General features: G+C 42.2%; 25 protein-coding genes. 2 read left to right on the top strand and 23 right to left on the bottom strand.

Annotated elements, in window-relative coordinates:
• From BQ4305_RS14010 to ssb, 8 genes are all read right to left on the bottom strand, one after another.
• On the bottom strand, positions 1-969 hold the full coding sequence (locus BQ4305_RS14010; protein ID WP_110928355.1) for an ABC transporter ATP-binding protein: 969 nt from the start codon (positions 967-969) through the stop codon (positions 1-3).
• Positions 950-1,954 carry an ABC transporter ATP-binding protein gene (locus BQ4305_RS14005; RefSeq protein WP_110928354.1) on the bottom strand — a complete coding sequence of 335 codons (1,005 nt, stop codon included), beginning with the start codon at positions 1,952-1,954 and terminating at the stop codon, positions 950-952. The genes BQ4305_RS14010 and BQ4305_RS14005 overlap by 20 nt, the downstream gene beginning before the upstream one ends.
• A gap of 254 nt (positions 1,955-2,208) precedes the next feature.
• Positions 2,209-3,468 carry a group II intron reverse transcriptase/maturase gene (gene ltrA, locus BQ4305_RS14000; RefSeq protein ID WP_110926455.1) on the bottom strand — a complete coding sequence of 420 codons (1,260 nt, stop codon included), beginning with the start codon at positions 3,466-3,468 and terminating at the stop codon, positions 2,209-2,211.
• A 158-nt stretch (positions 3,469-3,626) separates the two neighbouring features.
• Positions 3,627-3,797 (bottom strand): hypothetical protein, encoded by a 171-nt coding sequence (locus BQ4305_RS21540; protein ID WP_199880500.1) that lies wholly within the window; start codon positions 3,795-3,797, stop codon positions 3,627-3,629.
• 296 nt (positions 3,798-4,093) lie between these two features.
• Positions 4,094-5,353: a group II intron reverse transcriptase/maturase gene (gene ltrA, locus BQ4305_RS13990; RefSeq protein WP_110926134.1), complete on the bottom strand. Its 1,260-nt coding sequence runs from the start codon at positions 5,351-5,353 to the stop codon at positions 4,094-4,096.
• A 158-nt stretch (positions 5,354-5,511) separates the two neighbouring features.
• Positions 5,512-5,682 carry a hypothetical protein gene (locus tag BQ4305_RS21535; protein WP_199880500.1) on the bottom strand — a complete coding sequence of 57 codons (171 nt, stop codon included), beginning with the start codon at positions 5,680-5,682 and terminating at the stop codon, positions 5,512-5,514.
• Between the two features lie 524 nt (positions 5,683-6,206).
• Positions 6,207-6,476 (bottom strand): hypothetical protein, encoded by a 270-nt coding sequence (locus tag BQ4305_RS13980; protein WP_199880692.1) that lies wholly within the window; start codon positions 6,474-6,476, stop codon positions 6,207-6,209.
• Positions 6,477-6,489: 13 nt separating this feature from the next.
• Positions 6,490-6,855, bottom strand: coding sequence for a single-stranded DNA-binding protein (gene ssb / locus BQ4305_RS13975; protein ID WP_110928352.1), 366 nt, complete (start codon positions 6,853-6,855; stop codon positions 6,490-6,492).
• Positions 6,856-7,190: 335 nt separating this feature from the next.
• On the opposite strand from ssb, the gene BQ4305_RS13970 reads away from it, so the two are divergent.
• Positions 7,191-7,631 (top strand): YwpF family protein, encoded by a 441-nt coding sequence (locus BQ4305_RS13970; RefSeq protein ID WP_110928351.1) that lies wholly within the window; start codon positions 7,191-7,193, stop codon positions 7,629-7,631.
• 34 nt (positions 7,632-7,665) lie between these two features.
• Here BQ4305_RS13970 and BQ4305_RS13965 read toward each other — a convergent pair whose 3' ends face one another.
• The 9 genes from BQ4305_RS13965 to BQ4305_RS13925 form a co-directional block, all read right to left on the bottom strand.
• Complete coding sequence (locus tag BQ4305_RS13965; RefSeq protein ID WP_199880691.1) at positions 7,666-7,974, bottom strand: hypothetical protein; 309 nt, start codon at positions 7,972-7,974, stop codon at positions 7,666-7,668.
• A gap of 111 nt (positions 7,975-8,085) precedes the next feature.
• Positions 8,086-9,306 carry an ISL3 family transposase gene (locus BQ4305_RS13960; protein ID WP_199880690.1) on the bottom strand — a complete coding sequence of 407 codons (1,221 nt, stop codon included), beginning with the start codon at positions 9,304-9,306 and terminating at the stop codon, positions 8,086-8,088.
• 355 nt (positions 9,307-9,661) lie between these two features.
• Positions 9,662-10,090: a 3-hydroxyacyl-ACP dehydratase FabZ gene (gene fabZ / locus BQ4305_RS13955; protein ID WP_110928348.1), complete on the bottom strand. Its 429-nt coding sequence runs from the start codon at positions 10,088-10,090 to the stop codon at positions 9,662-9,664.
• 24 nt (positions 10,091-10,114) lie between these two features.
• Entirely contained in the window at positions 10,115-10,372 is a 258-nt protein-coding gene (locus BQ4305_RS13950; protein WP_110928347.1) for a DNA-directed RNA polymerase subunit beta, read from the bottom strand.
• A gap of 111 nt (positions 10,373-10,483) precedes the next feature.
• On the bottom strand, positions 10,484-11,329 hold the full coding sequence (locus BQ4305_RS13945) for a flagellar hook-basal body protein (protein WP_110928346.1): 846 nt from the start codon (positions 11,327-11,329) through the stop codon (positions 10,484-10,486).
• Between the two features lie 35 nt (positions 11,330-11,364).
• Positions 11,365-12,207: a flagellar hook-basal body protein gene (locus tag BQ4305_RS13940; RefSeq protein ID WP_110928345.1), complete on the bottom strand. Its 843-nt coding sequence runs from the start codon at positions 12,205-12,207 to the stop codon at positions 11,365-11,367.
• Between the two features lie 233 nt (positions 12,208-12,440).
• Complete coding sequence (gene mreB, locus BQ4305_RS13935) at positions 12,441-13,442, bottom strand: rod shape-determining protein (protein ID WP_110928344.1); 1,002 nt, start codon at positions 13,440-13,442, stop codon at positions 12,441-12,443.
• Positions 13,443-13,662: 220 nt separating this feature from the next.
• Positions 13,663-13,935 carry a sporulation transcriptional regulator SpoIIID gene (gene spoIIID / locus BQ4305_RS13930; RefSeq protein WP_110928343.1) on the bottom strand — a complete coding sequence of 91 codons (273 nt, stop codon included), beginning with the start codon at positions 13,933-13,935 and terminating at the stop codon, positions 13,663-13,665.
• 395 nt (positions 13,936-14,330) lie between these two features.
• A complete protein-coding gene (locus tag BQ4305_RS13925; RefSeq protein WP_110928342.1) occupies positions 14,331-15,158 on the bottom strand; it encodes a stage II sporulation protein SpoIIQ in 828 nt (275 codons plus the stop codon).
• A 233-nt stretch (positions 15,159-15,391) separates the two neighbouring features.
• On the opposite strand from BQ4305_RS13925, the gene BQ4305_RS13920 reads away from it, so the two are divergent.
• Entirely contained in the window at positions 15,392-15,826 is a 435-nt protein-coding gene (locus tag BQ4305_RS13920) for a VanZ family protein (RefSeq protein ID WP_110928341.1), read from the top strand.
• A 7-nt stretch (positions 15,827-15,833) separates the two neighbouring features.
• On the opposite strand, the gene spoIID is transcribed toward BQ4305_RS13920, so the two are convergent.
• The 6 genes from spoIID to BQ4305_RS13890 all read right to left on the bottom strand — a co-directional run bounded on the left by spoIID (position 15,834) and on the right by BQ4305_RS13890 (position 22,659).
• On the bottom strand, positions 15,834-16,871 hold the full coding sequence (spoIID, locus tag BQ4305_RS13915; protein WP_110928340.1) for a stage II sporulation protein D: 1,038 nt from the start codon (positions 16,869-16,871) through the stop codon (positions 15,834-15,836).
• A 149-nt stretch (positions 16,872-17,020) separates the two neighbouring features.
• Positions 17,021-18,325 (bottom strand): UDP-N-acetylglucosamine 1-carboxyvinyltransferase, encoded by a 1,305-nt coding sequence (murA, locus tag BQ4305_RS13910; protein WP_110928339.1) that lies wholly within the window; start codon positions 18,323-18,325, stop codon positions 17,021-17,023.
• A 32-nt stretch (positions 18,326-18,357) separates the two neighbouring features.
• Positions 18,358-19,107, bottom strand: a complete 750-nt coding sequence (locus BQ4305_RS13905; protein ID WP_110928338.1) for a YwmB family TATA-box binding protein — start codon at positions 19,105-19,107, stop codon at positions 18,358-18,360.
• Between the two features lie 140 nt (positions 19,108-19,247).
• Positions 19,248-19,487, bottom strand: coding sequence for a DUF1146 family protein (locus BQ4305_RS13900; RefSeq protein ID WP_110928337.1), 240 nt, complete (start codon positions 19,485-19,487; stop codon positions 19,248-19,250).
• Positions 19,488-19,616: 129 nt separating this feature from the next.
• Positions 19,617-21,143 (bottom strand): NADH-quinone oxidoreductase subunit NuoN, encoded by a 1,527-nt coding sequence (nuoN, locus tag BQ4305_RS13895; protein WP_110928336.1) that lies wholly within the window; start codon positions 21,141-21,143, stop codon positions 19,617-19,619.
• 16 nt (positions 21,144-21,159) lie between these two features.
• Positions 21,160-22,659, bottom strand: a complete 1,500-nt coding sequence (locus BQ4305_RS13890; RefSeq protein WP_110928335.1) for an NADH-quinone oxidoreductase subunit M — start codon at positions 22,657-22,659, stop codon at positions 21,160-21,162.
• Positions 22,660-22,780: the final 121 nt, after the last annotated feature.

Here is a 22,780-nt window from a genome sequence, read left to right as displayed (position 1 = left end):
TCACGTATATAAGTGGCAAGCGACGTAGTGACCTGATTCATGCTCCGCAAGAGGCGGCTTCACTGCACTGCAAACATCCATCGCTTTCGGACACCTTGTATGGAACGGGCAGCCTGCCGGCGGATTGGAAGGACTCGGAACATCACCTTCCAGAACAACCCGATTCCCCTCATACTCTACATCCGGTATCGGTACGGCTGACAGAAGAGCTTGTGTATAAGGATGCAGCGGGTTCTCATATAATTCCTCACTTTCCGAGAGTTCGACAATATGGCCGAGGTACATCACGCCTACCCGGTCAGATATGTGACGCACAACCCCTAAATCATGAGCAATAAATAGATAAGTGAGATCAAACTCTTCCTGTAAATCCTGCAGAAGGTTCAACACTTGTGCCTGTATGGAAACATCAAGAGCCGATACAGGCTCATCCGCTATAATTAATTTCGGATTAACTGCCAATGCCCTTGCAATGCCAATTCTCTGGCGCTGCCCTCCGCTGAATTGATGCGGGTAGCGCTTTGCATGGTAACTGCTCAGACCAACTACCTCAAGCAGTTCCTTAACGCGCTGCTTACGTTCTGCCTTACTCTTCATTCCATGTACAATCAGCGGTTCTTCAAGAATTTTTTCCACAGTATGACGGGGATTCAAAGATGCAAATGGATCCTGGAAGACCATTTGCATTTCCCTTCTTTTCTTTCTCATTTCAGAAGCGGACAGGCTTGTTATATCCTGTCCTTCAAAATATACCTTCCCATCACTTGGCTCCAGAAGTCTGAGCAGCAGCCTTCCTGTCGTTGATTTACCGCAGCCGCTTTCCCCCACCAATCCCAAGGTCTCCCCTTTTTGAATGGAAAAGGATAAGCCGTCAACTGCTTTCACTTCACCAACTGTCTTCCCAAGAACTCCTCCCTTGATCGGGAAATGCTTCTTTAAATTTTCAACTTTAACTAATGTTTGATTCATGCCTCGCTGCCCCTTTCCCCTCTTCATACAGCCAGCATCGCACTCTCTGCCCGTCTTCAAAATCCTTCAGGTCCGGAGTCTTGCTCAGGCATTGCTCCATAGCATGCTCACAGCGCGGAGCAAACTGGCAGCCAAGCTGTTTAGCACTTGGCTTTGGCACATTGCCCGGTATGGAATAGAGCCTGTCCTTTTTTGTCCTCATATCCGGTATAGATTGAATCAGCCCAATTGTATAAGGATGCTTCGGATTTTGGAAAATCGTTTGCACGGACCCTTCTTCCACAATCCTCCCTGCATACATAACGATGATTCTCTGACACATTTGAGCTACCACACCCAAATCATGTGTAATCATCATGATTGCTGTCTCCGTATCTTGGTTTAACTTTTTCATGAGCTCGAGAATCTGTGCCTGTATTGTTACATCCAGGGCAGTTGTCGGCTCATCTGCTATCAATAGCTTTGGGTCGCATATCATCGCCATCGCAATCATTACTCTTTGCCTCATCCCGCCGGACAGTTGATGAGGATATTCCTTCATAAGCTCTTCAGCCCGTCCAAGGCCGACCATTTTAAGCATTTCAACAGCTTTCTTTCGGGCCTGTTTTTTATCCCATTTTCTATGTATGCGAAGCGATTCAATCAGCTGTTCTCCTATTGTAAAAACTGGGTTTAGACTCGTCATCGGCTCTTGGAAGATCATTCCTATCTCATTGCCCCTAATTTTCCGCATTAGCGCTTCTGAAGCATTGGCAATATTTTTTCCATTAAAAAGAATTTCACCTTCAATTTTTCCTGTCTGCTTAGGCAGCAATCCCATAATGGATAAAGAGGTGACACTCTTTCCGCAGCCTGATTCGCCTACAACACCCAATACTTCCCCAGGATTGACATGAAAATCTATCGAGTTAACCACCGGGATCTCTCCCTCTTCCGTGCGAAAACTCGTGTTAAGTTTCTTCACTTCTATAATTGGCCTATTCATGTTTCACTTCCTTCATGGTGAATCACTGATATAGTTTTACTAATTATTACATCATTATGTCTATTTTACAATATTTTTTCTGAAAATTTATTCTTTAAAGAATAATAATTATATTAAAAATAATCTAATATCTAATCTGGTATAAAACGATACATATTTCAGTTATTAAGATATTAGGCAATCGAGTAGGAGGGGGTGATTAACCCCCGACCTCTCACACCACCGTACGTACCGTTCGGTATACGGCGGTTCCATTAAGTTTGACGCAGAAATTCATATCGATTATATAAACTTTTCAACCCTCGGTGACTCCAATACAAGTTATTGAGGGTTTTGTGTAAGATTGGACTACAGGCTATTCTCCAATATTTCTTTCTGGAGTTTCCCCATTCATATGCCTTTTGGTCAGGGACACCTAGACCTTTGAGTTTTCTTACTCTTGTCCTCGGTTTCTTCCATTGTTTCCATTCAAGCATACGGAGTCTCCGTCTAATCCACTCATCAAATTCTTTAAATTTACTTGGTGTATCAGCCAATGCAAAATATCCACACCATCCCGTTAGATATTGATTTAGTTTCTCGATTCTAACTTCCATAGGAATTTGTTTAGAACGGGAGGTTAACTCCCGTATTTTAGCCTTAAGCCTTTTAATACTTTCATTGGCTATTCGAACCTTCGGTTTCTTATTGACCGTAAAGCTAAAGCCAAGAAACTTTCGTTTCCACGGGCGATCAACTGCTGACTTTTCTCTATTTACTTTGAGCTTTAATTTCTGCTCAATAAAGCATGTAATTGAGTTCATCACTCGTTCTCCAGCTTTCTTCGATTTCATGTAAATATTACAATCATCGGCGTAGCGGACAAACTTGTGACCTCTCCTTTCTAACTCTTTATCAAGTTTATCCAAAAGGATATTCGAAAGAAGGGGGCTCAGTGGACCTCCTTGTGGTGTTCCTTCTTCTGCATCATAGACTACACCATTCATCATAATTCCTGCTTGGAGATATTTCCGTATAAGTTTCAAGACCAGCCGGTCTTGGATTCTACTTGCTAATATCCCCATTAACTTATCATGATTGACTCTATCAAAGAATTTCTCCAAGTCCATGTCAATCACCCATCTATAACCTTCACTTATATATTCCCTTGCTTTACGAACCGCATCATGACCTCTTCTATTTGGTCTAAACCCATAACTATGTTCTGAGAAGGTTGGGTCAAGAAGTGGGGTTAGAACTTGGGCGATAGCCTGTTGAATGAACCGGTCTGTCACGGTAGGTATTCCTAGTAATCTTACTCCACCGTTCGGTTTCGGGATTTCGACTCGACGGACTGGGTTAGGTTGATAGGTACCTTCCCTTAATGAATCACAAAGAGTTTCCCAGTTCTCATAGAGATGTCTTCGTAGGGATTTTACGGACATTCCATCTATGCCGTGACTCCCTTTGTTCTTCTCCACACGTTTAAGTGCTTCTATTAAGTTTTCCCGTGACAGAATCAGATCCATTAACATGTGATATTTCCTTTCGACGTGAACGTAGAAATCTAATTATGTTATTCCTGCTCCACCCTCATGAAGTCCCCTGTGGAATTCACCACTTCCTCCTTCAAGTAAGTCCTTTCGGATTGTCTGCTTCTATACAGGAATTATATGCCTAGTTCTCGTTCTTCCTAATAGTTCAGTCCTTCCCATTCCATCTCGAGTTGGAATGGTACTATGACCTCGGCTGACTTCTGATTGTTCAGCTGTCCATCGCTGGATAGGTTACCAAGGGAACTTGGCGTTCCAATCAGACCTCCCCGGGTAAGAGTACAGTCTTTCCCTCCATCTATCTGCTTCATTTACTCTGTACCACCTTCGGCAGTAAGGACTTCGTTTTGTTGTGCAAACTCATCCAATGGTACCTAGCCTTATATGAAGTTCGTGTTCCTCAGACCGGAGGTTTGCCGCTCGCTTCCTTCAGATTCTGCGTCACCACAGACACCCTTGCGTTAAGCTAACCATTACTACTGCCTTCATGGTTCGGGACTCTCACCCTATAGACTGCACCCATGCCGGGCGNAATCGAGTAGGAGGGGGTGATTAACCCCCGACCTCTCACACCACCGTACGTACCGTTCGGTATACGGCGGTTCCATTAAGTTTGACGCAGAAATTCATATCGATTATATAAACTTTTCAACCCTCGGTGACTCCAATACAAGTTATTGAGGGTTTTGTGTAAGATTGGACTACAGGCTATTCTCCAATATTTCTTTCTGGAGTTTCCCCATTCATATGCCTTTTGGTCAGGGACACCTAGACCTTTGAGTTTTCTTACTCTTGTCCTCGGTTTCTTCCATTGTTTCCATTCAAGCATACGGAGTCTCCGTCTAATCCACTCATCAAATTCTTTAAATTTACTTGGTGTATCAGCCAATGCAAAATATCCACACCATCCCGTTAGATATTGATTTAGTTTCTCGATTCTAACTTCCATAGGAATTTGTTTAGAACGGGAGGTTAACTCCCGTATTTTAGCCTTAAACCTTTTAATACTTTCATTGGCTATTCGAACCTTCGGTTTCTTATTGACCGTAAAGCTAAAGCCAAGAAACTTTCGTTTCCACGGGCGATCAACTGCTGACTTTTCTCTATTTACTTTGAGCTTTAATTTCTGCTCAATAAAGCATGTAATTGAGTTCATCACTCGTTCTCCAGCTTTCTTCGATTTCATGTAAATATTACAATCATCGGCGTAGCGGACAAACTTGTGACCTCTCCTTTCTAACTCTTTATCAAGTTTATCCAAAAGGATATTCGAAAGAAGGGGGCTCAGTGGACCTCCTTGTGGTGTTCCTTCTTCTGCATCATAGACTACACCATTCATCATAATTCCTGCTTGGAGATATTTCCGTATAAGTTTCAAGACCAGCCGGTCTTGGATTCTACTTGCTAATATCCCCATTAACTTATCATGATTGACTCTATCAAAGAATTTCTCCAAGTCCATGTCAATCACCCATCTATAACCTTCACTTATATATTCCCTTGCTTTACGAACCGCATCATGACCTCTTCTATTTGGTCTAAACCCATAACTATGTTCTGAGAAGGTTGGGTCAAGAAGTGGGGTTAGAACTTGGGCGATAGCCTGTTGAATGAACCGGTCTGTCACGGTAGGTATTCCTAGTAATCTTACTCCACCGTTCGGTTTCGGGATTTCGACTCGACGGACTGGGTTAGGTTGATAGGTACCTTCCCTTAATGAATCACAAAGAGTTTCCCAGTTCTCATAGAGATGTCTTCGTAGGGATTTTACGGACATTCCATCTATGCCGTGACTCCCTTTGTTCTTCTCCACACGTTTAAGTGCTTCTATTAAGTTTTCCCGTGACAGAATCAGATCCATTAACATGTGATATTTCCTTTCGACGTGAACGTAGAAATCTAATTATGTTATTCCTGCTCCACCCTCATGAAGTCCCCTGTGGAATTCACCACTTCCTCCTTCAAGTAAGTCCTTTCGGATTGTCTGCTTCTATACAGGAATTATATGCCTAGTTCTCGTTCTTCCTAATAGTTCAGTCCTTCCCATTCCATCTCGAGTTGGAATGGTACTATGACCTCGGCTGACTTCTGATTGTTTAGCTGTCCATCGCTGGATAGGTTACCAAGGGAACTTGGCGTTCCAATCAGACCTCCCCGGGTAAGAGTACAGTCTTTCCCTCCATCTATCTGCTTCATTTACTCTGTACCACCTTCGGCAGTAAGGACTTCGTTTTGTTGTGCAAACTCATCCAATGGTACCTAGCCTTATATGAAGTTCGTGTTCCTCAGACCGGAGGTTTGCCGCTCGCTTCCTTCAGATTCTGCGTCACCACAGACACCCTTGCGTTAAGCTAACCATTACTACTGCCTTCATGGTTCGGGACTCTCACCCTATAGACTGCACCCATGCCGGGCGCANCGGAGGTTTGCCGCTCGCTTCCTTCAGATTCTGCGTCACCACAGACACCCTTGCGTTAAGCTAACCATTACTACTGCCTTCATGGTTCGGGACTCTCACCCTATAGACTGCACCCATGCCGGGCGCACACATAAAAAGTGACTGCAGCTGCAGCCACTAATGAAGGGGAATCCGTCAAGATTCTAAAGTCGTGGAAAAAAACGGAGAGTTATTCGGGGCATTTGCTTTCATGCCATTCTATATAGAGGGAAACAATGAGGAATAATGGAGTATTTCTGATTTCATCAAGGTTTCGTATACCTTACTGACTCAGCAAAGCCACCTCCTCTTCAAGCTTCTTCATTTTCCTTCGAAGACATTCTGCATATTTACTTAGTTCACTATATTTATCTTCAATTGTGCAGACCATACTTTCAAGAGCTGCAATCCTGCTTTCCTGTATGGAGGATTTTTCATGCGATTTTGCAATAAAACGAATTAAGTTTCCGATCAGGATTTCATTTCTTTCCGGACAGTAAGCTCTGCTCCCTTGCTTACAGCCGCTTTCAATAGATGCTTCTGTCCTGTTCATGTTTTCCGCTCCTTTATAAGCCAATATGTTCATATCTATCCGGAACTGTTATCTCCTCCGGTTTTTTCCCAACAAACTGTACCATGTCAGCTATTACTTCTGTTACATATACTTTTTTCCCCTCCTGATTTTCATAATTCCTTGTTTGGATTCTTCCTGTTACTCCAATGATTGAGCCTTTCCGGCAATAATTGACTGTGTTTTCGGCCGTCCGTTTCCAGATAGTACACGGAACAAAATCGGTTTCATATCCTCCTGATGAATTCCGGAAGTGCCGATCGACAGCTAAAGTAATGTTCGTAACGGCCTTCCCATCTCCTGTGTATCTTAATTCAGGATCCTTTGTCAGCCTTCCTACAAGGGTCACTTGGTTAATCATCTTTTCAACTCCTTTCCTGTTTACATCATAAACGGCTATAAGGCATATGCAAAATCAGAGAAAATATCATATAGAAAGAAGGAGTGCTGAATTAAATCTTTTTGCATGCCGGGAAATATAATTTTCTGGATAGCAGCTTAGTAAAAATCCATTTTTTTGCATTTTTAAAAGAAATTGAATGAGACTGTCGAACTCCTTATTTGCCGGCTGACCTATGTGTTATAATCAAAACAATCAGGAAGTAAAATACAGAACAGAAAGAAAATGCAGGGAATTTCTCCCGCTGGTTTATAGCTTATTCAATATTGGATCATCCTATTTTATGGAGGGATAGCATGAAGTCATTTAAATTAATTTCTGTTCAAATTGTCACACCCCAATTGGAATTAATCGATGTTCAGCTTGTTGACGGATTGATTATTAATAAAGAGGATGATGCCCGCACATGGCTTTTAGAAGCCTTCGTACAGGAAGGCCATTATAAGCAGCTCGAGAATAACCTCCCAAAGCTGAATGAAGAAGTAAATATTCAGGCTGTTATCACAAAAAAAGATAATGATCCTGCTTTCTTTCATACCGTGCTGCGCACCCTCCGGTTTATCGACGGCCATGTCAGCCTCTTATTTGTGGGGCATTTACAATCGGCGAGAAACAGGTATGCTGAAATCTTGCTGGAGGATTTAGTGCGGAAAGGGATAGAAGGGCAGCAATTAGTAGAAGAATTCAAAGAGAAGATCCACTCAAAGCATAAAGTGGCTGCAAAAAACGTCAAGTAAAGCCGGCTCCGCAATGGAACCGGCTTTGTTTCAATTATCGATTTTTGTCATTATCGTCATTATCGTCAATAATGTCATTGTTTTGATCTGCATCATCAATGGTATCATTTGGAACTTGTGTATCATCAAGAGCGTCATCTGCATTGTCTTCCGCATCATCGATGATACCATCATCATTATTGGTACCATTATCATTGTTGTCCAAACCGTCATTCTGGTCTTCGATTTGATTATTGTTATCTTCAGGTGCCGGATCGTTATCATCGTTCGTTCCGCAGCCTGCCAAAACAAGCATGGACATAAATGAAGCACCCAGCATAGCTAAAAGCTTCTTTTTCATCATGAAAACCTCCTTTCTTCTTGGTCCTTTGTATTTTGTCCCGAAATCGAAAATATGTTGCGCTGCTTTTAAAGGTTCTCCGTCAAATGTTGGGGTGGCGACTGATCGCCATCCCTAACCAATATGTATCCCAATTCCTTTAAACTGATGGGTTAATAATATTTTTGCCCGAAAACGGCTGAAATTCCTGAATCCATACGCATTTCGCTTAAGAACCTTCGTTGAATTGTTGATCCCTTCTAAAAAACCATTCGAATACCCATAAACAAAGCTGTTTAAGATTTCTGTCTGCCAATTTTGGAGCGTGGTAATGGCTTTCTCCATTTCAGGAATGCCAGAGTCCTGGACCCGTCGATAAAAGTCTCTCAGGCCCTGTTTGACCTTCCCTATATCTTCCGATCCAGATTCCTTCGCCTGAACAAACCAGCCACGATAGGTTTCCTTTAATTCGTACGCTTTTTTAAGCTCTTCCGACATATCCAAATAACGATGCAGATGCCATCTGTCTTCTTCTGTCAGGCGGTCGGAGGCCTTGTGAAAGACATGCTTCATACGTTTGCACTTCTTGCGGTCATACGGGTGAAACTCTTTCTGTACCCTTCTCCGGACACCGTCCAGCGCCCAATAGACATACCGGCAGAAATGAAAGCGATCGGCCACAATCACAGGGCGGCCTAAGGCACTTTGAACCGCCGATTTAAAAGAATGGCTCATGTCCATGATCACCACCTGAACCTGGTCCCCATACTTTTGAAGATAGTGTTTAATCGTATTCTTATAGCGATTAGGCAGGATATCTAAGGGCTTTTTGGTGATTCCATCGGCAATGATGAGCTGGTATTTTCCTTCTCGTGTATCTCCTTTATACTCATCAATGGCAATCACAGAAGGCAGCTTTTCCACAGAACGTATTTCACTCCGAGCCAAACGGTCAAACCGGCGGACAATAGTAGAAGACGAAGAACCGTAGGTTTCCCCCGTTTCTTTAAAGGTCTTTCCTTTAATCGCCCGTATGCCCACGGCCTGATTCCATTCAATAGATGTACGCTGGTAACGCTGTACGAACGGGTTTTGTTCCGAAAAACGCTTCCCGCATGCACAGACATACCGTCTGCGTTTGTAGAATAAATCCGTCTTCCTCTCAAACCACTTTAAGTGCTTAACCTTTTGGATCCGGTAGTCGTGAACACGGGAGGTGGGAGCTCCGCAGTCAGGGCACTGCTGGAGGCTGCGTTCCATCTCCACATATACCCTCATCGTTTCCTCCACCTGCTCTACTTTTAAAATAGTAACCCCTTTTAAACCGGGAATATTCATGGTAAAATTCATGTGCACGCAACTCCATTCTCTACTTGTTTCTAGGCAACTCAAGTATAAAAGAATTGGATGTTTGCGTGCATTTTTTATGCAAACAATTGTATGGATACCCCAACAAATAGTATAGAGCCCTTTTAAAGAACATATTGGAAATCAGGATTCTCCCTAAAAAGAACACTAAAAAAGGCCAGACTTAAAAGTCTGACCTCAAAAAGGGAGAATAAAAAGAAATGGTTAAAAAAAGCACAGCACTTGTTTCACTCTTTATTTTACACCCTATCCAAGGAAAATAAACTGATAATTACCAAAATCATCCTTTTTACACAGGGATATTGAAAGAGACATTATAAAAGGCTTACTCCCTTTTCCTTACTTATTTATCACCAAAGGCAAACATAATCTCTGCTTCGCAGGCTATTTCACCATCTACACTGGCAACTGCTTTTCCTTTTCCTATGGAACCTTTCATCCTCAAGATCTCCACTTCCAGTCTCAGCTGGTCACCTGGTTTCACCTGCCGCTTAAATCGGCATTTATCAATACCCGCAAAAAACGCCAGCCGGCCTTTATGCTCTTCCTGTTTCAAAACAGCAACAGCTCCTACTTGGGCTAAGGCTTCCACAATTAAAACTCCAGGCATAACTGGATAGTCAGGGAAATGTCCATTGAAAAACTCTTCATTGGCCGTCACATTTTTAATCCCGACTGCTCTTTCCCCCTCATTGATTTCAATAATCTTGTCAACAAGAAGAAAGGGGTATCTGTGTGGGATAATTTCTTTAATTTGTTGGATATCCAGCATAGTATGTCTCCTTTTCCATTAAGCTTATGTACCTTGATTCACGATGTCCACGATGTGCGTCCATGTGGACTTTTTAAATACATCGACGAATTCACCGCCGCCAAATACACTATAGCCTACTATGGCGCCTAAGACAACTGCCGCTGCTGCAAACAAACATATGAGAATCAGGCGAAGCCAAATAGGCAGAAGCCTGACACGTATCCAAGGTCTGCTTTCTGTATTTGCCTGTTCATTTTTCTTTTCATCAAACTGCTGCCTTGTTAAACTCTTTTGCTCCATATTAATAATGAAAACTCCTTTTACATATTATATGTGAGAAGGGACATCTCCTGCATTACAGTCCTGGAGATAGGACAGTCTCTCTTTTCTCCCTTCTCTATCGTAACATGTTTATCGGATTCCGTTAATAAGCCCCATCATTTGGTCTGCTAATGTAATGGAACGTGATTGGAGCTGATAATGTCTCTGCACATTCATTAAATCTGTCATTTCCTTGCCCATATCCACATTAGACGCTTCTAAGGCGCCTTGCCGCACATTGATGCCTTCCCGCAGTCCGCCGATAAGCGGAGTCATGATTTCTTCCTCATTAATGTCCATTGCTGTATAATCTTCCGGCAGTCCAAGCAAATTTCCGCCAAATTGGTCCAAAAACTGAGGCTTTTTAACTGATACCACCCCAAGCTCAAAAGTCTGTTCTCCCGTTTCCGTATGAGCGGTCAGTCTTCCTTTATCGGATACCGTAAGACTGTTTACCGTCCCGTTAATGACAACCGGCTCTCCGTTTTGATCAAGAACCGAGTTCCCTTCAGCCGTTACCAGCTTCATTCTGTCTGAATTAGCGCTCTCCGGTGAAAGATAGAAAGCGCCGTCTCTCGTAAGCCGTGTTTGTTCGCCCAAATTATCTTTCACAGAAACAGTAAAATATAATGACGGATCACCAAGAGCTAAATCCAAATCTCGATCGGTGGTTTTAAAGGATCCTTGCGTCAAAATAAGCTGAGCCTGTCCTAATTTAGCTCCAGTCCCCTGCCTGATTCCCATTGGTGTCAATCTTTCAGCTTCTTTTTCGGTATTCTGCTGATTATCAAATTGCTGGGCTAAAAGATCTGAAAAAGTGGCTTCTTTTCTTTTATAACCGTTTGTATCAGCATTGGCCATATTATTACTGATCATGTCTAATTTATGTTGCAGCTGGCTAAGTGTATTTGTAGCTGTCAGCATCGTTCTGTTCATAGATATTTCCCCTTATGATTGAAGATTATAAACGGTTACCCGATTCGGCCAACTTCATTTACTGCTTTTTCCATACTTTTATCATAGGCCTGCAAAACCTTCTGGTTGGCTTCAAAAGATCGATAAGCCATCATCATTTCCGTCATTGTTTTAGATTCGTCCACATTCGAGCTTTCAAGAAATCCTTGTTTTAAGCTAAAGTCCGCGCCATTCACATTATAAGCATCCGGAAGAACTATTCCTTCTGCCGCTCTGTATAAGCCGTCTCCCTCTTTCTCCAATTGCCCATATGGATTGCTGGAAAAGGCAATGCCTAAGCGCACATCTTCTCTCCCTGCCTGAGAAAGGACGCCTTCTTCATTTATGACGTATTGATCATTGTCCAGCTGAATTCTCTGATTGTTCGAGTCGAGTACATACGATCCCGAAGCTGTGGTCAAATACCCGTCTGCATCCAATGTGAAATTTCCGTTCCTCGTATACCTTAGTTCTCCCCATTCATCTTGGACTGTGAACAAGACCGTTCCCCGCATCCCTGTTTCTTCATCAATGGGCATATTCCCGTCTGCAAGCGACACGTCTGTCTTTAAACTTGTTTCAGTCAGGTCGCCCTGTGAAAAAAGCGGAGAGACATCCTGGATATAAACCCCCGTGTTTAACCCGCCCACTTGCTGTGAAGAAGAGATACCTGCTCCATTTTTCCCGGGAATGGCATTAGTGTCCATCCGATTTAGAAGCATTTCCGGAAAAGCTCTGACACTGGTTTGATCAGATTTATAACCGGGAGTATTCGCGTTGGACATATTATTCGTCAGGAGTTCCGTTCTTCTCTGCTGAGCAATCATACCTGACGCTGCTGTATAAAAACCTCTTAACATTCTTACACTCCTCTGAACAGGTTTCGTTTTTTTCTGTTATATAAAATATCGGACAAAAATGCATGATCTTAAGGATTTTCACAATGGTATATTTTTCAAGTTCATTAGGGTCAATTGTAAAGGAATCATACCGAATAGCAGAAAAAGGGCCCTAGCTCGCTCTTACATTGATACGCACGCTTCATTGGTACCTCATGTCTCCGTGAACCATAGACCCTCATCTCTACATTTTCTTATTTAATTTTCCGTGCCGGTATCTTATCAATATTATCCAGCATAATGCCTGTACCCATAGCGACACAGTCCATAGGCTGTTCAGCCACCAGTACTGGGACCTTTAATTCCTCCGCTAAGAGTAAATCCATTCCGTGAAGCAGAGCCCCGCCTCCCGTCAGGATCACCCCGCGGTCGATAATATCCGCAGAAAGTTCCGGCGGTGTTTGCTCCAGTACGCTTTTGGCAGCCTGTACAATGACTGCGACTTGTTCTCTAAGCGCTTCTTCGATTTCGGCAGAATTTACGGTGATTGTCCGCGGCAGGCCAGATACCATATCGCGGCCGCGAATTTCGATTTCCTCTTTTCGTGAACCAGGGAAAACTGTAGCAACCTGGATTTTTATATTTTCAGCTGTACGCTCCCCAATCAGAAGCTTATATTTTCTTTTTATATAATTAAGGATTTCTGCATCAAACTTATCCCCTGCCATCTTAATTGATGCCGAAGTAACGATATCCCCCATGGATAATACCGCGATATCTGTGGTGCCCCCGCCTATATCGACAACCAGGTTTCCGCTTGGCTGGAAAATATCCATCCCCGCTCCGATTGCAGCTACCTTAGGCTCCTCTTCAAGGTAAACCCTTTTACCGCCGCTTTTTTCCGCTGCTTCTTTGATCGCCTTCTGCTCAACTGTTGTAATATTCGTCGGGCAGCATATTAAGATGCGCGGCTTAGAAAGAAAGCCTTTTACATTCAGCTTATTAATGAAATGCCTCAGCATAGATTCAGTAACATCAAAATCTGCAATTACACCGTCTTTAAGCGGACGAATTGCTACAATATTACCAGGCGTTCTCCCTACCATTTTCCTAGCTTCCTCACCTACAGCAAGTACTCGGTTCGTATTTTTATCAATCGCTACGACTGAAGGCTCATTCAACACGATTCCTTTACCTTTGACATGTATCAGAACATTTGCTGTCCCAAGATCTATCCCAATATCCCTAGCAAACATTTTTAAATTTCCTCCTTGAATATCCTCACATAATGCTACTTCTGTCCTAATTGTTTATTTTACCATATCATATATACAATAAATAGTAGAAAAAATAAAATTAAAGTTACTTCAATTATAAAAAAAAGATCCCTTCAGCAAGGAAAACCGAGGGATTTTATACTTTATTTTGCCTGTCATCTTCCGTCCTGTACCATTAGGATTTCCAAAGTACGGTAAATTATTTCACGACTTCTTCTTCTAATTCAGAACGCTTATATTTCAACTTAGTCGCTTCCCCGCCGCGCAAATGGCGTATCGATTTATGATAATCCAATATGTCCTTTACTTCATTAGCCAGATCGGGATTTATTTCAGGAAGCCTTTCTGTAAGATCTTTATGCACTGTACTTTTTGAAACGCCAAATTCCTTTGCAATCACTCGCACTGTTTTCCTTGTTTCCACGATATACTTTCCTATCTTGATAGTTCTTTCTTTGATGTAATCGTGCACACCACTCGACCTCCCTAAATTGGATGTGAGGAGTGTGAAATGAGATCCGTTCTGTCGAATCAAATATAGCATCTTAAAATATATGAATGATAAATTCCGCCATTAATAGGATATTTGTAATTTACGACCCCTCACCTCAAACACTCTCTTTATCGGTTTATACATCTTATTAGCTTGGTTAAGAATTTATGACAAAAGCAAAAGTCTTTTCTTGATTTTCTTTCGTTCTGTGATATATTCACCTGCTTATTTCCTGAGAAATATGTCGCTTCCAGTCCATTTAGCAGGAATTTTTAGAACACTGATTTTCACATACAAAAAGAAACCGCCCCGAAGGACGATTTCTTTTCACCAATTTTCAGTTGCTGCGCTGCATGTATCCGTTTTGATTATTATTATTCTTCGTCTTCTGCTGGCTGTGTTTGATCATCCTGACTATCTGGTGTTTCCTCATCGGCATTTGGATCAGATTTTCCGGCATCGCCTTTCGTATCAGCTTCGTCAGAAGTCTCTTCTTCCGCTGCCTTTGGTGCTTGTTCTTCCTTAGCAATGTCTATTGTAGAAGCCTGCTTGCCGTCAAATTCAATTGGATTAACAGCAATGTTTTCTTTGCGGATTTCAAAATGCACATGATTTTCGGCTTCTTCATTGATTTGGCTGGTTCCTGACATAGCAATCGCCTGCCCCTGCTTCACTCGGTCTCCAACCGCTACCTTTATATCTTGAATGGATTGATAGCGTGTCATGACCCCATCTTCATGTTCTACTTCAATTAAATTGCCAAGAAGCGCATCTTCCTGAACGGTTTTTACAGTACCGCTTAGAGAAGCTTTCACTTCAAATTCTTTGCCGTCTTTTTGAGCAATATCGATTCCTTTGTTTGGCTCATACCTATTATTGTAGAAAACTAAAGCTGCCTCTTGCTCTTTTTCATCGGCATTGACATCATAGAATTGTTTCTTGATCACTGTCTCGGACGAGTCGGCAACCGGCATTTTCACATTTTCCAAATTACTGTTTACTTCTACAGACGGCTCATCGAATCCCTTATTTTCTGTATACTCTTTATTGCCTTGATCTGCAGAATCCCTGAAGCTCATTTGCACCAAAAATGCCGCGGCTAAGATAATGGCTGCACTTGCAAGATAGATAGCTGGTAACGCCCAGCGTTTTTTTAGAATACGCTGGATTTTGGAAGTTGTTTTTCTTTCTTCCTCTCTCATATTTATCACCTCTGCAATCATTGTGAACAGTTTGCAGAGAATATATACCTTTCCGAAAAAATATTTTTAGATTTATTTTGTGAACAGGAACAGCCAATTATGCATGGAATATTTCCCAGTATCATCGTGCTGTAAAAAGAAACCTTTTAAAATGATGAAATCCCTATTTTCCTTCTGGATGATTTGATAAAATGACGTATATCAAATTTTTTAGACTGAAGGATGTTTTCACTATGAAAAATACAGCTCGTATCATTATTTCCCTGCTTCCGATTCTTTATATGGGGGCGGTATGGACAATGTCCAGCATGCCAGATGACGTGATTATGGATCTTCCATCTTCGGCTTGGGACCGATTTATAAAAGAAGCTCTTCACTTAGTAGAGTTTGCAATCCTCTATATACTTTTTGCTGCTGCCTTAGCAGCCAATCAAAAATTGACAGCTAAAAGCAGCCTTTATGCCGCAATAATAGCAGGATTATATGGGATTACCGATGAAATTCATCAGTCTTTTGTTCCTTATCGCTCTGCTACCTTGATTGATGCCGTAAAAGATAACATTGGTGTACTTGCTGCCTACTTTCATGTTCGCTATCATTATTTCAAGCATCAGAGAGGATTTTTAACACAGATTGAAAAACTCGCAAAAAAAAATAAGAGAGCATAACGCTCTCTTATTTTTTTGCTGTCAATGTATTAAGAAGATGGCCTGAACTCTGGATGTCTATCCCTTGATAGTAGTATTTCACAATATCTTTATAATTTTTTCCTTCTTTCGCCATTCCATTCGCACCATATTGGCTCATTCCCACACCATGTCCGAAGCCTTTTGTCAGAATGATGATCCGATCTCCCTGCCGCTCCCAACTGAAATCGGAGGACGTTAAACTTAATTTTTCCCTGATTTGCTTCCCCGTCAGTTTCACTCCGCCAATATCGACAATTCCTACACGGTTCCCTGAAGTTCTTTTCGTAATCGTACCAATCTGGCTCCCTTCCGGAACATTCACGCCGAGTTTATTTTCGAACTCAGACACTGTTACAGCCACCTTCGTTTGAAATTTCGGGGAACTTTTGTCCCATGGGCTTGAGACACTTTTCAAATAAGGCCGTGCCGCTTTCCAATAATCCTCTGAGTTTTCCGTATAGCCATTACTGGTCGAAAAAAAGGAAGCTTCAATAGGCTGCCCGTCATAAGTCAGGATCTGCCCTTCTGTTTCTTTTACCGCCTTTTTAATTTTATTCATTTTTTCTGTATAAGTGGAACCCCATAGTTCTTTTAATTCACTGTCATTTTTATAAACTTGATGCAGCTCTGTATCCCCTACATCTGCCCCTTCAGGCAGCCCGATTTTTTTCTCGGACAGTAATTGACTGACAATGTATGTACGGGCGGCGAGCGCTTGAGCCTTCAATGCTTCTTTTTCAAATTCTGCCGGCATTTCGGCTGCGACAACTCCTGACAAGTAGGTTTCAAGCGGCAGCTTTTGAATTTTTTTCTCCGATGACCTGTAGACAGAGATTTCAATCGATTCGTTTTTGCTTGAATCCACTTTTTTCCCTTCCTTTCCATCGGTTTGCTCCGTTTGTTCTGATAATTCGCCGGTTGTATCGTTCTTGGAAAATGGAAGCACAAGCATGGCTGGAATCATAATAATAACGAATACTGTGATGATCAATACTAGTATCATTGGTTTCATGGTCTTCTTCAAATTCCCTGGCCTCCCCATACATTGAACTCTGCCTATTGCCGGCAGGTAATTGCTCTTAACAATGTATGGGACTGGACAAGCACTTATGACTAAAAGAATCTTAGATTCTCTCTATAAAAAAACCCGTTCACTGGGAACGGGTTTTTATATCATGCGTTTAAGTCTGCGGCAACAGATGGTGTTTCCGCTGGAGTGTCTTCTTTTATTCTCTCAATATCAGCGCCTAGCGAAGCCAATTTTCCATGGAAATTCACATAGCCTCTGTCAAGATGCTTAAGCTCTGTTACTCTTGTCATCCCGTCAGCTACTAAACCAGTTAGGATCAGTGCTGCAGCGGCACGTAAATCAGTAGCAGACACTTCTGCGCCCTGAAGAGAAGACGGGCCATTGATAATGACTGAACGGCCTTCAATTTTCACATCTGCATTCATGCGGCGGAATTCTTCCACATGCATAAATCGATTTTCAAATACAGTTTCAGTAATCATACTTGTGCCTTTTGCACAAAGCAATAAAGACATCATCTGGGACTGCATATCAGTCGGGAATCCAGGATGCGGCATTGTTTTAATATCAACCGGCTTTAATTCATCCGGTCCAATTACACGCAAACCATCCTCTTCCTCGCGGATTTGAACACCCATTTCCTCCATTTTGGCAATAAGGGATGTGAGATGCTCAGGAACAGCACCCCTTACTAATACATCTCCGCCCGTAATGGCCGCAGCTGTCATAAATGTCCCAGCTTCGATGCGGTCAGGAATAATAGCATGCTCGGCACCATATAATGTATTAACGCCTTCGATTTTCATAGTACCAGTTCCGGCACCTTTTACCTTAGCTCCCATCTTGTTCAGGAAGTTTGCCAAGTCTACGATTTCCGGCTCTTTTGCTACGTTTTCAAGGATGGTTGTGCCTTCAGCCAAAGTAGCTGCCATCATAATATTTTCAGTTGCTCCAACACTAGGAAAATCAAGATAAATCTTTGCACCTTTCAATCTTCCATTCACTTTGGCATCGATAAATCCATTACCTACCTTAACCTCTGCACCCATCGCTTCGAACCCTTTTAAATGCTGATCGATCGGACGGGAACCAATGGCACATCCTCCAGGTAAAGCTACCCGTGCACGGCCGTTTCTGGCTAATAATGAACCCATCACTAATACTGAAGCTCTCATTTTTCGAACATATTCAAATGGTGCTTCTTCTAATAACTCTCTTGATGCATCTACAGTAACTTGATTATCATGAAAGGCAACATCTGTATTTAAGTTGCGCAATACTTCATTGATTGTATATACATCGGAGAGAGTAGGAACGTCTTTAATGACACTTTTCCCATTGCTTGCTAATAATGTTGCAGCGATAACCGGCAAAACGGCGTTTTTAGCACCTTCGACTTTAACTGTTCCGCTAAGCCTTTTTCCGCCGCGGACGATGATTTTTTCCAAAAGTATTCCCCTCCGCGTCCATTTTCTCTATATTAATATTCAAACGTCACGATTGGTGTGCCAACTACAAAGCTTGTCCGCCCGCCCAATCCGTCTGTCCTGAGTCCTACCTGCAAATTCAACTGTTCTTTTGTCAATGTCTTCTCAAACAACTCTGAATGTGCTGTCACAGAAATAAAATTCTCTTCCTGCACACTTTCAATTTCCCTGGCATTAAACCGTTTCAATACTTGTTCCATCTTGGCAGATAAAACCGAATCCATATTATCACTGAAAGACCCGCTTATACAAGAAAAAATTGTCGGATTACCTCGAAATGTGTCATTTACACTATTATGGAAGGATGAAGAGACAAATGACCTAGCTCCTTTATCCCAATTCTTTCCTTTTATTTCGTAAATGAGGTATGTAACCATGCCATTTCCTTCCTGCGCAGTCATCATGGAAAAAGATTCAGCAATGCCATATTTAGCATTAGTATGGGATGCGGCTGCTTTCCAGCCATTCTCATCAACTTCTACACGGCTCCATTTGAATTGAGGCAGTTTTTCTTTCAAAACAGAAAGTTCTTTTTGAAAATTTTCTTTTGTCTGAATCTTATCATTTCGCTCTCTCATGTATATAGACCAGTTTTCTATCTCCAGGCCCTTTATCGCTTCTAGATGTTCAGCAATTTTTTCGATATCTGTTTTTTCATTTGCCACAATCGTACTATTCCCATATAGTGCAGGTATCAAACCGATCGCAAACACACACGATAGCATTTTTATCCAGTTTTTCATTATAATCCCCTCCCATCTTCAGTATTGCCCGAAGAAAAGGGGACATACGAGCCGTTCATCGTCAATTGACGACATACTTTGACGTCAGGAGACCTAAATGGCTGACCTTTTAAAAATAGCGACCGCTTTTTACACCCATCTCAATTCCATAATAGTGGAAGCTGAGACGCAAAACCGAGATAATCAAGGAAGAAATTACTCACAGCTGATCCTACCGCTACAGTTATCAAGATGTAAAGCACTCTGGCTTTCAATACTGAATTAGCCCGTAAAAACTTGTCCAAGTTCAGTGATTGTAAAGCCCACCATGTAACTGAAATAAAAAACAGATGCGAGATGATACCAATCATGGCTTGAAGCCCCATGCTGCCTGTTAACATTTTCTAACCTCCAAAATTAACCCAAACTTGATTATACCACAAACAACTGATTAGGTTGGAATAAAAAAGGAAAATAAAATAAAAAAAAGCTTGAACCTGAAAAGGCCCAAGCATCGGCTCTGCAGCTGATCAGTTTCCCATGAAATCAGCAAACCCGCCAAAATGCTGATGAAGAAAATCCAAACCTACATTTGGGTACAGCCCGAAGAGCACTGTGCCCGCCGAACAAATCAACACAACGAAAATCATGCTGGCAGGCATTCTTTTCTTACTTTCCAGCTGCCCCCGCCGAAAATACATTTCTGCTAAAATTCTAAAATAGTACATATAGGAAACAACCGTCATAACCAGCATCACAGCTGCCAGCATATAATGGGCTGGTTCTGCCAGAAAAGCTCCCAGAAAGATATGAATTTTCCCTATAAAACCAGCAGTTCCCGGAATTCCGGCCAGCGACAGAAGAAAAACGGACATGGCTGCAGCGAGCAATGGAGATCGTCTTCCCAGCCCGGCAAAGGCTTCATATTCCACTGACCCCGTTTCCGCAGAAATATGCTGAAGAACGGTGAAGGCTCCTATATTCATTAATAAATAAGCAAGTAAATAAAACCAAAGCGTATCCAGCAGAAAGTATCCTCCGCCAACTGTCGCAATAGCCGTCAGGATATAACCGGCATGAGCGATACTGGAATAGGCAAGCAGCCGCGGCACACTTGTCTGCCTGAGGGCAATCACATTGCCAATTACCATAGTCAGCCCAGCTAGAACTGATAAATAGATGCTGTTTTTTTCCAAGAAGGTAAATCCTCCATAAACATCACCTGAAGCGGTAAAAAAAACTGTAATTATAATTCTCAATAAAAGCAAAAGAACGGCTGTTTTTGATATTGTACTAATAAAAACAGCTGCCGGAATGAAGGGACCTTCATCTCCATTGCAGGTCCATATATGAAAAGGAGCTGCCGCTGCCTTGAGGGAAAAACCAGCGAGTATCAACAGAAAAGCGATGCTTAATAACTGAAGGATTTGACTGTCGGTTATACGGATTAATACCTCGTTTATTTCCCTCAAGTTCGTGGATCCAGCGATTCCATACAAGTAGCTCATCCCAAACAAGGTAACAGCTGATGCGATCCCTCCATTTATCACATATTTCATGGGCGATTCATTAGATGCTTCATTTCGTTTCTGGATTCCTGTCATAATATATGCAGAAAGGGAAAGAAGTTCTAATCCTGCAAATAACGTCACTAAATCACCGCTCGAAGCGATAAACATTGCCCCAAGCAGGCCCGTCAGAAACAAATAGTAAAATTCACCTCTGTACTCATTGAATCCTTCCTTTGAAGAAAATCCCGCTGCCAGTAAAATAACCAGAAAACCGCCTCCTAAAAGGAGCAGCTTAAACGCCTTGGCGAATGAATCCAATAAAAACGTATCATACAAAATGCTTTCCTTACCTGTTGAAAGCAGGCCAAGCAGTGACACAAAAGCAATCAGAACACCTGTCAGGGCCAAAGGGGCAAGCCGCCGTCTTGAAAATGTTTTAGGCGCCAGCCCGTCAAGAAACAACAGCAGCAAAATGGTTACTGTAATGATCAACTCAGGCACTGCTATTCCCCATTCATTAGAGAGCATAATTTTCATATTCCCCATCCACCTCCCTGCATCCTCATTTAAACACTGCCAGTACTTCCTGGAGCGGTCCGCTTAGCACGACGGGATATAAACCAATCAATACAATCAGAGCAAGTAACAAAACGGATGGAACATACTCTGATATCCGAAGGTCCCTTCCCTTATTTTCAAAAGCAGGCTTTCCGCGCACAATCATTAAAATGGCTCTCCACATATAAGCAGCCATCATTATCAGTCCCAGAATCCAGATACAGGCCAGAATCACATGGGATTTAAACAGCTCGGGAAATAAAGCAAAGCCACTGCTAAACCCAGCCAGAATGGGCATACCGAGCGAAGCAATTCCCGCTGTCACAAAAAATACTGCGAATACCGGCATAAAAAACGCACGTCCTCCTAACTGTATCATCGAGGCTGTTAAAGGCCTCTCCTGCAGCACACCTGTTAAATAAAACAATAAAGCAGCAATCAAACTATGTGTAACCGTCTGATAAACAGCACTCTGATACCCTGACACGCTTCCTGCACTCACTCCCATAAGAACGATGCCCATATTTGACATCGAAGAATAAGCAAGCAGCTTTTTCAAATTGGTTTGGAGCAGAGCCAGCAAAGATCCATATAAAAGTCCAATAATGCCAAAGAGCGCCAAATAAAAAGACAGATCCTTAAACGGTTCAGGGAACAGACCGGATCCAAAAGAAAGGATTCCATAGGCTCCTATCTTCATTAGGACACCAGTAAGCAGCATCACAATTGGAATCGGCGCTTCTTTATGTACTCGTACCGCCCATCTGTGAAATGGAAAGATTGGCAGCTTCATCCCAAAAGAAATAACAAGAGCTATACACAAACCCATTTTTAATGGCTCAGAAATCGGTGCAAATAAGGAGACTCCTCCTACCGTTAAAATCTGAATGAGTGCATCAATATTGGTTGTCCCTGCCCTGGCGAATAAAACCATGATGACCATCAGCAAAATGCCAGATCCGAGGCCATTATAGAATAAAAAGTGATAAGCAGCCTTTTCCTTTTCAGCCAGTCCCCATTTTCCGATCAAGAAGAACATTGTAATGAGAGTAAGCTCGAGGAAAATAAACAATAGGATAAGGTTTTCAGCTGTAAATACGCCGAGCATTCCTATTTCCAAAATGAAAAACAACATAAAATAAACTTTACTATCTTTTTTTATCTGGAAGGATGCCATTGCTGCAGCCAGTGCCAGAATGGTTGTCAACATAATAAATAATAGGCTCAGTCCATTTACCCCAAGCTCAAAATTAATGGTATATAATTGTGGATCATACTCTTCCAGGCTGCCAAACCGAATCCATCTGAATTTCATTGAAAAGGCTGTCAGGTCTTTCCCCAGCCAATGCAGGACATACATATATATAGATAGCAAAAAAGGAAGAACGGTTCCGGTAACGCCAAACTGCTTAATTGTTCGTTCTTCCGTACGGGGCATTAACGCAACCATCATAACTCCGAGCAACGGAGAAAACACAAGCACCATAAGGAAATAGCTATTCATCGGTCCGCCCCCTCAAATAGACAACGGGGGACATACAGTATTCTTTTCATAATAAACACGCCCCAATCAACCAGGCAGACATGTAAAACGCCTTCGGCAAAAACGGAAGGCCAAAGCCTAT

It is taken from the genome of Bacillus massiliglaciei (genome assembly GCF_900098925.1).
In the GTDB taxonomy this organism is placed as follows: domain Bacteria; phylum Bacillota; class Bacilli; order Bacillales; family DSM-1321; genus Peribacillus; species Peribacillus massiliglaciei.
The sequence above is the reverse complement of the archived record's forward strand: the minus strand, read 5'-3'. Positions and strand labels throughout refer to the sequence as shown.

What these genes read in the sequence shown, in the direction of transcription:
- BQ4305_RS13900 (WP_110928337.1), bottom strand. Translation starts at nt 19,487, where the DNA reads ATGTTAACAGGCAGCATGGGGCTTCAAGCCATGATTGGTATCATCTCG.
- BQ4305_RS13965 (WP_199880691.1), bottom strand. Translation starts at nt 7,974, where the DNA reads ATGATGAAAAAGAAGCTTTTAGCTATGCTGGGTGCTTCATTTATGTCC.
- BQ4305_RS13920 (WP_110928341.1), top strand. Translation starts at nt 15,392, where the DNA reads ATGAAAAATACAGCTCGTATCATTATTTCCCTGCTTCCGATTCTTTAT.
- BQ4305_RS13905 (WP_110928338.1), bottom strand. Translation starts at nt 19,107, where the DNA reads ATGAAAAACTGGATAAAAATGCTATCGTGTGTGTTTGCGATCGGTTTG.
- BQ4305_RS13940 (WP_110928345.1), bottom strand. Translation starts at nt 12,207, where the DNA reads ATGTTAAGAGGTTTTTATACAGCAGCGTCAGGTATGATTGCTCAGCAG.
- mreB (WP_110928344.1), bottom strand. Translation starts at nt 13,442, where the DNA reads ATGTTTGCTAGGGATATTGGGATAGATCTTGGGACAGCAAATGTTCTG.
- BQ4305_RS21540 (WP_199880500.1), bottom strand. Translation starts at nt 3,797, where the DNA reads ATGAAGCAGATAGATGGAGGGAAAGACTGTACTCTTACCCGGGGAGGT.
- BQ4305_RS13890 (WP_110928335.1), bottom strand. Translation starts at nt 22,659, where the DNA reads ATGAATAGCTATTTCCTTATGGTGCTTGTGTTTTCTCCGTTGCTCGGA.
- BQ4305_RS13945 (WP_110928346.1), bottom strand. Translation starts at nt 11,329, where the DNA reads ATGAACAGAACGATGCTGACAGCTACAAATACACTTAGCCAGCTGCAA.
- nuoN (WP_110928336.1), bottom strand. Translation starts at nt 21,143, where the DNA reads ATGGGGAATATGAAAATTATGCTCTCTAATGAATGGGGAATAGCAGTG.
- BQ4305_RS13970 (WP_110928351.1), top strand. Translation starts at nt 7,191, where the DNA reads ATGAAGTCATTTAAATTAATTTCTGTTCAAATTGTCACACCCCAATTG.
- BQ4305_RS13980 (WP_199880692.1), bottom strand. Translation starts at nt 6,476, where the DNA reads ATGAACAGGACAGAAGCATCTATTGAAAGCGGCTGTAAGCAAGGGAGC.
- ssb (WP_110928352.1), bottom strand. Translation starts at nt 6,855, where the DNA reads ATGATTAACCAAGTGACCCTTGTAGGAAGGCTGACAAAGGATCCTGAA.
- BQ4305_RS21535 (WP_199880500.1), bottom strand. Translation starts at nt 5,682, where the DNA reads ATGAAGCAGATAGATGGAGGGAAAGACTGTACTCTTACCCGGGGAGGT.
- BQ4305_RS13925 (WP_110928342.1), bottom strand. Translation starts at nt 15,158, where the DNA reads ATGAGAGAGGAAGAAAGAAAAACAACTTCCAAAATCCAGCGTATTCTA.
- BQ4305_RS14010 (WP_110928355.1), bottom strand. Translation starts at nt 969, where the DNA reads ATGAATCAAACATTAGTTAAAGTTGAAAATTTAAAGAAGCATTTCCCG.
- fabZ (WP_110928348.1), bottom strand. Translation starts at nt 10,090, where the DNA reads ATGCTGGATATCCAACAAATTAAAGAAATTATCCCACACAGATACCCC.
- BQ4305_RS13950 (WP_110928347.1), bottom strand. Translation starts at nt 10,372, where the DNA reads ATGGAGCAAAAGAGTTTAACAAGGCAGCAGTTTGATGAAAAGAAAAAT.
- ltrA (WP_110926134.1), bottom strand. Translation starts at nt 5,353, where the DNA reads ATGTTAATGGATCTGATTCTGTCACGGGAAAACTTAATAGAAGCACTT.
- BQ4305_RS14005 (WP_110928354.1), bottom strand. Translation starts at nt 1,954, where the DNA reads ATGAATAGGCCAATTATAGAAGTGAAGAAACTTAACACGAGTTTTCGC.
- ltrA (WP_110926455.1), bottom strand. Translation starts at nt 3,468, where the DNA reads ATGTTAATGGATCTGATTCTGTCACGGGAAAACTTAATAGAAGCACTT.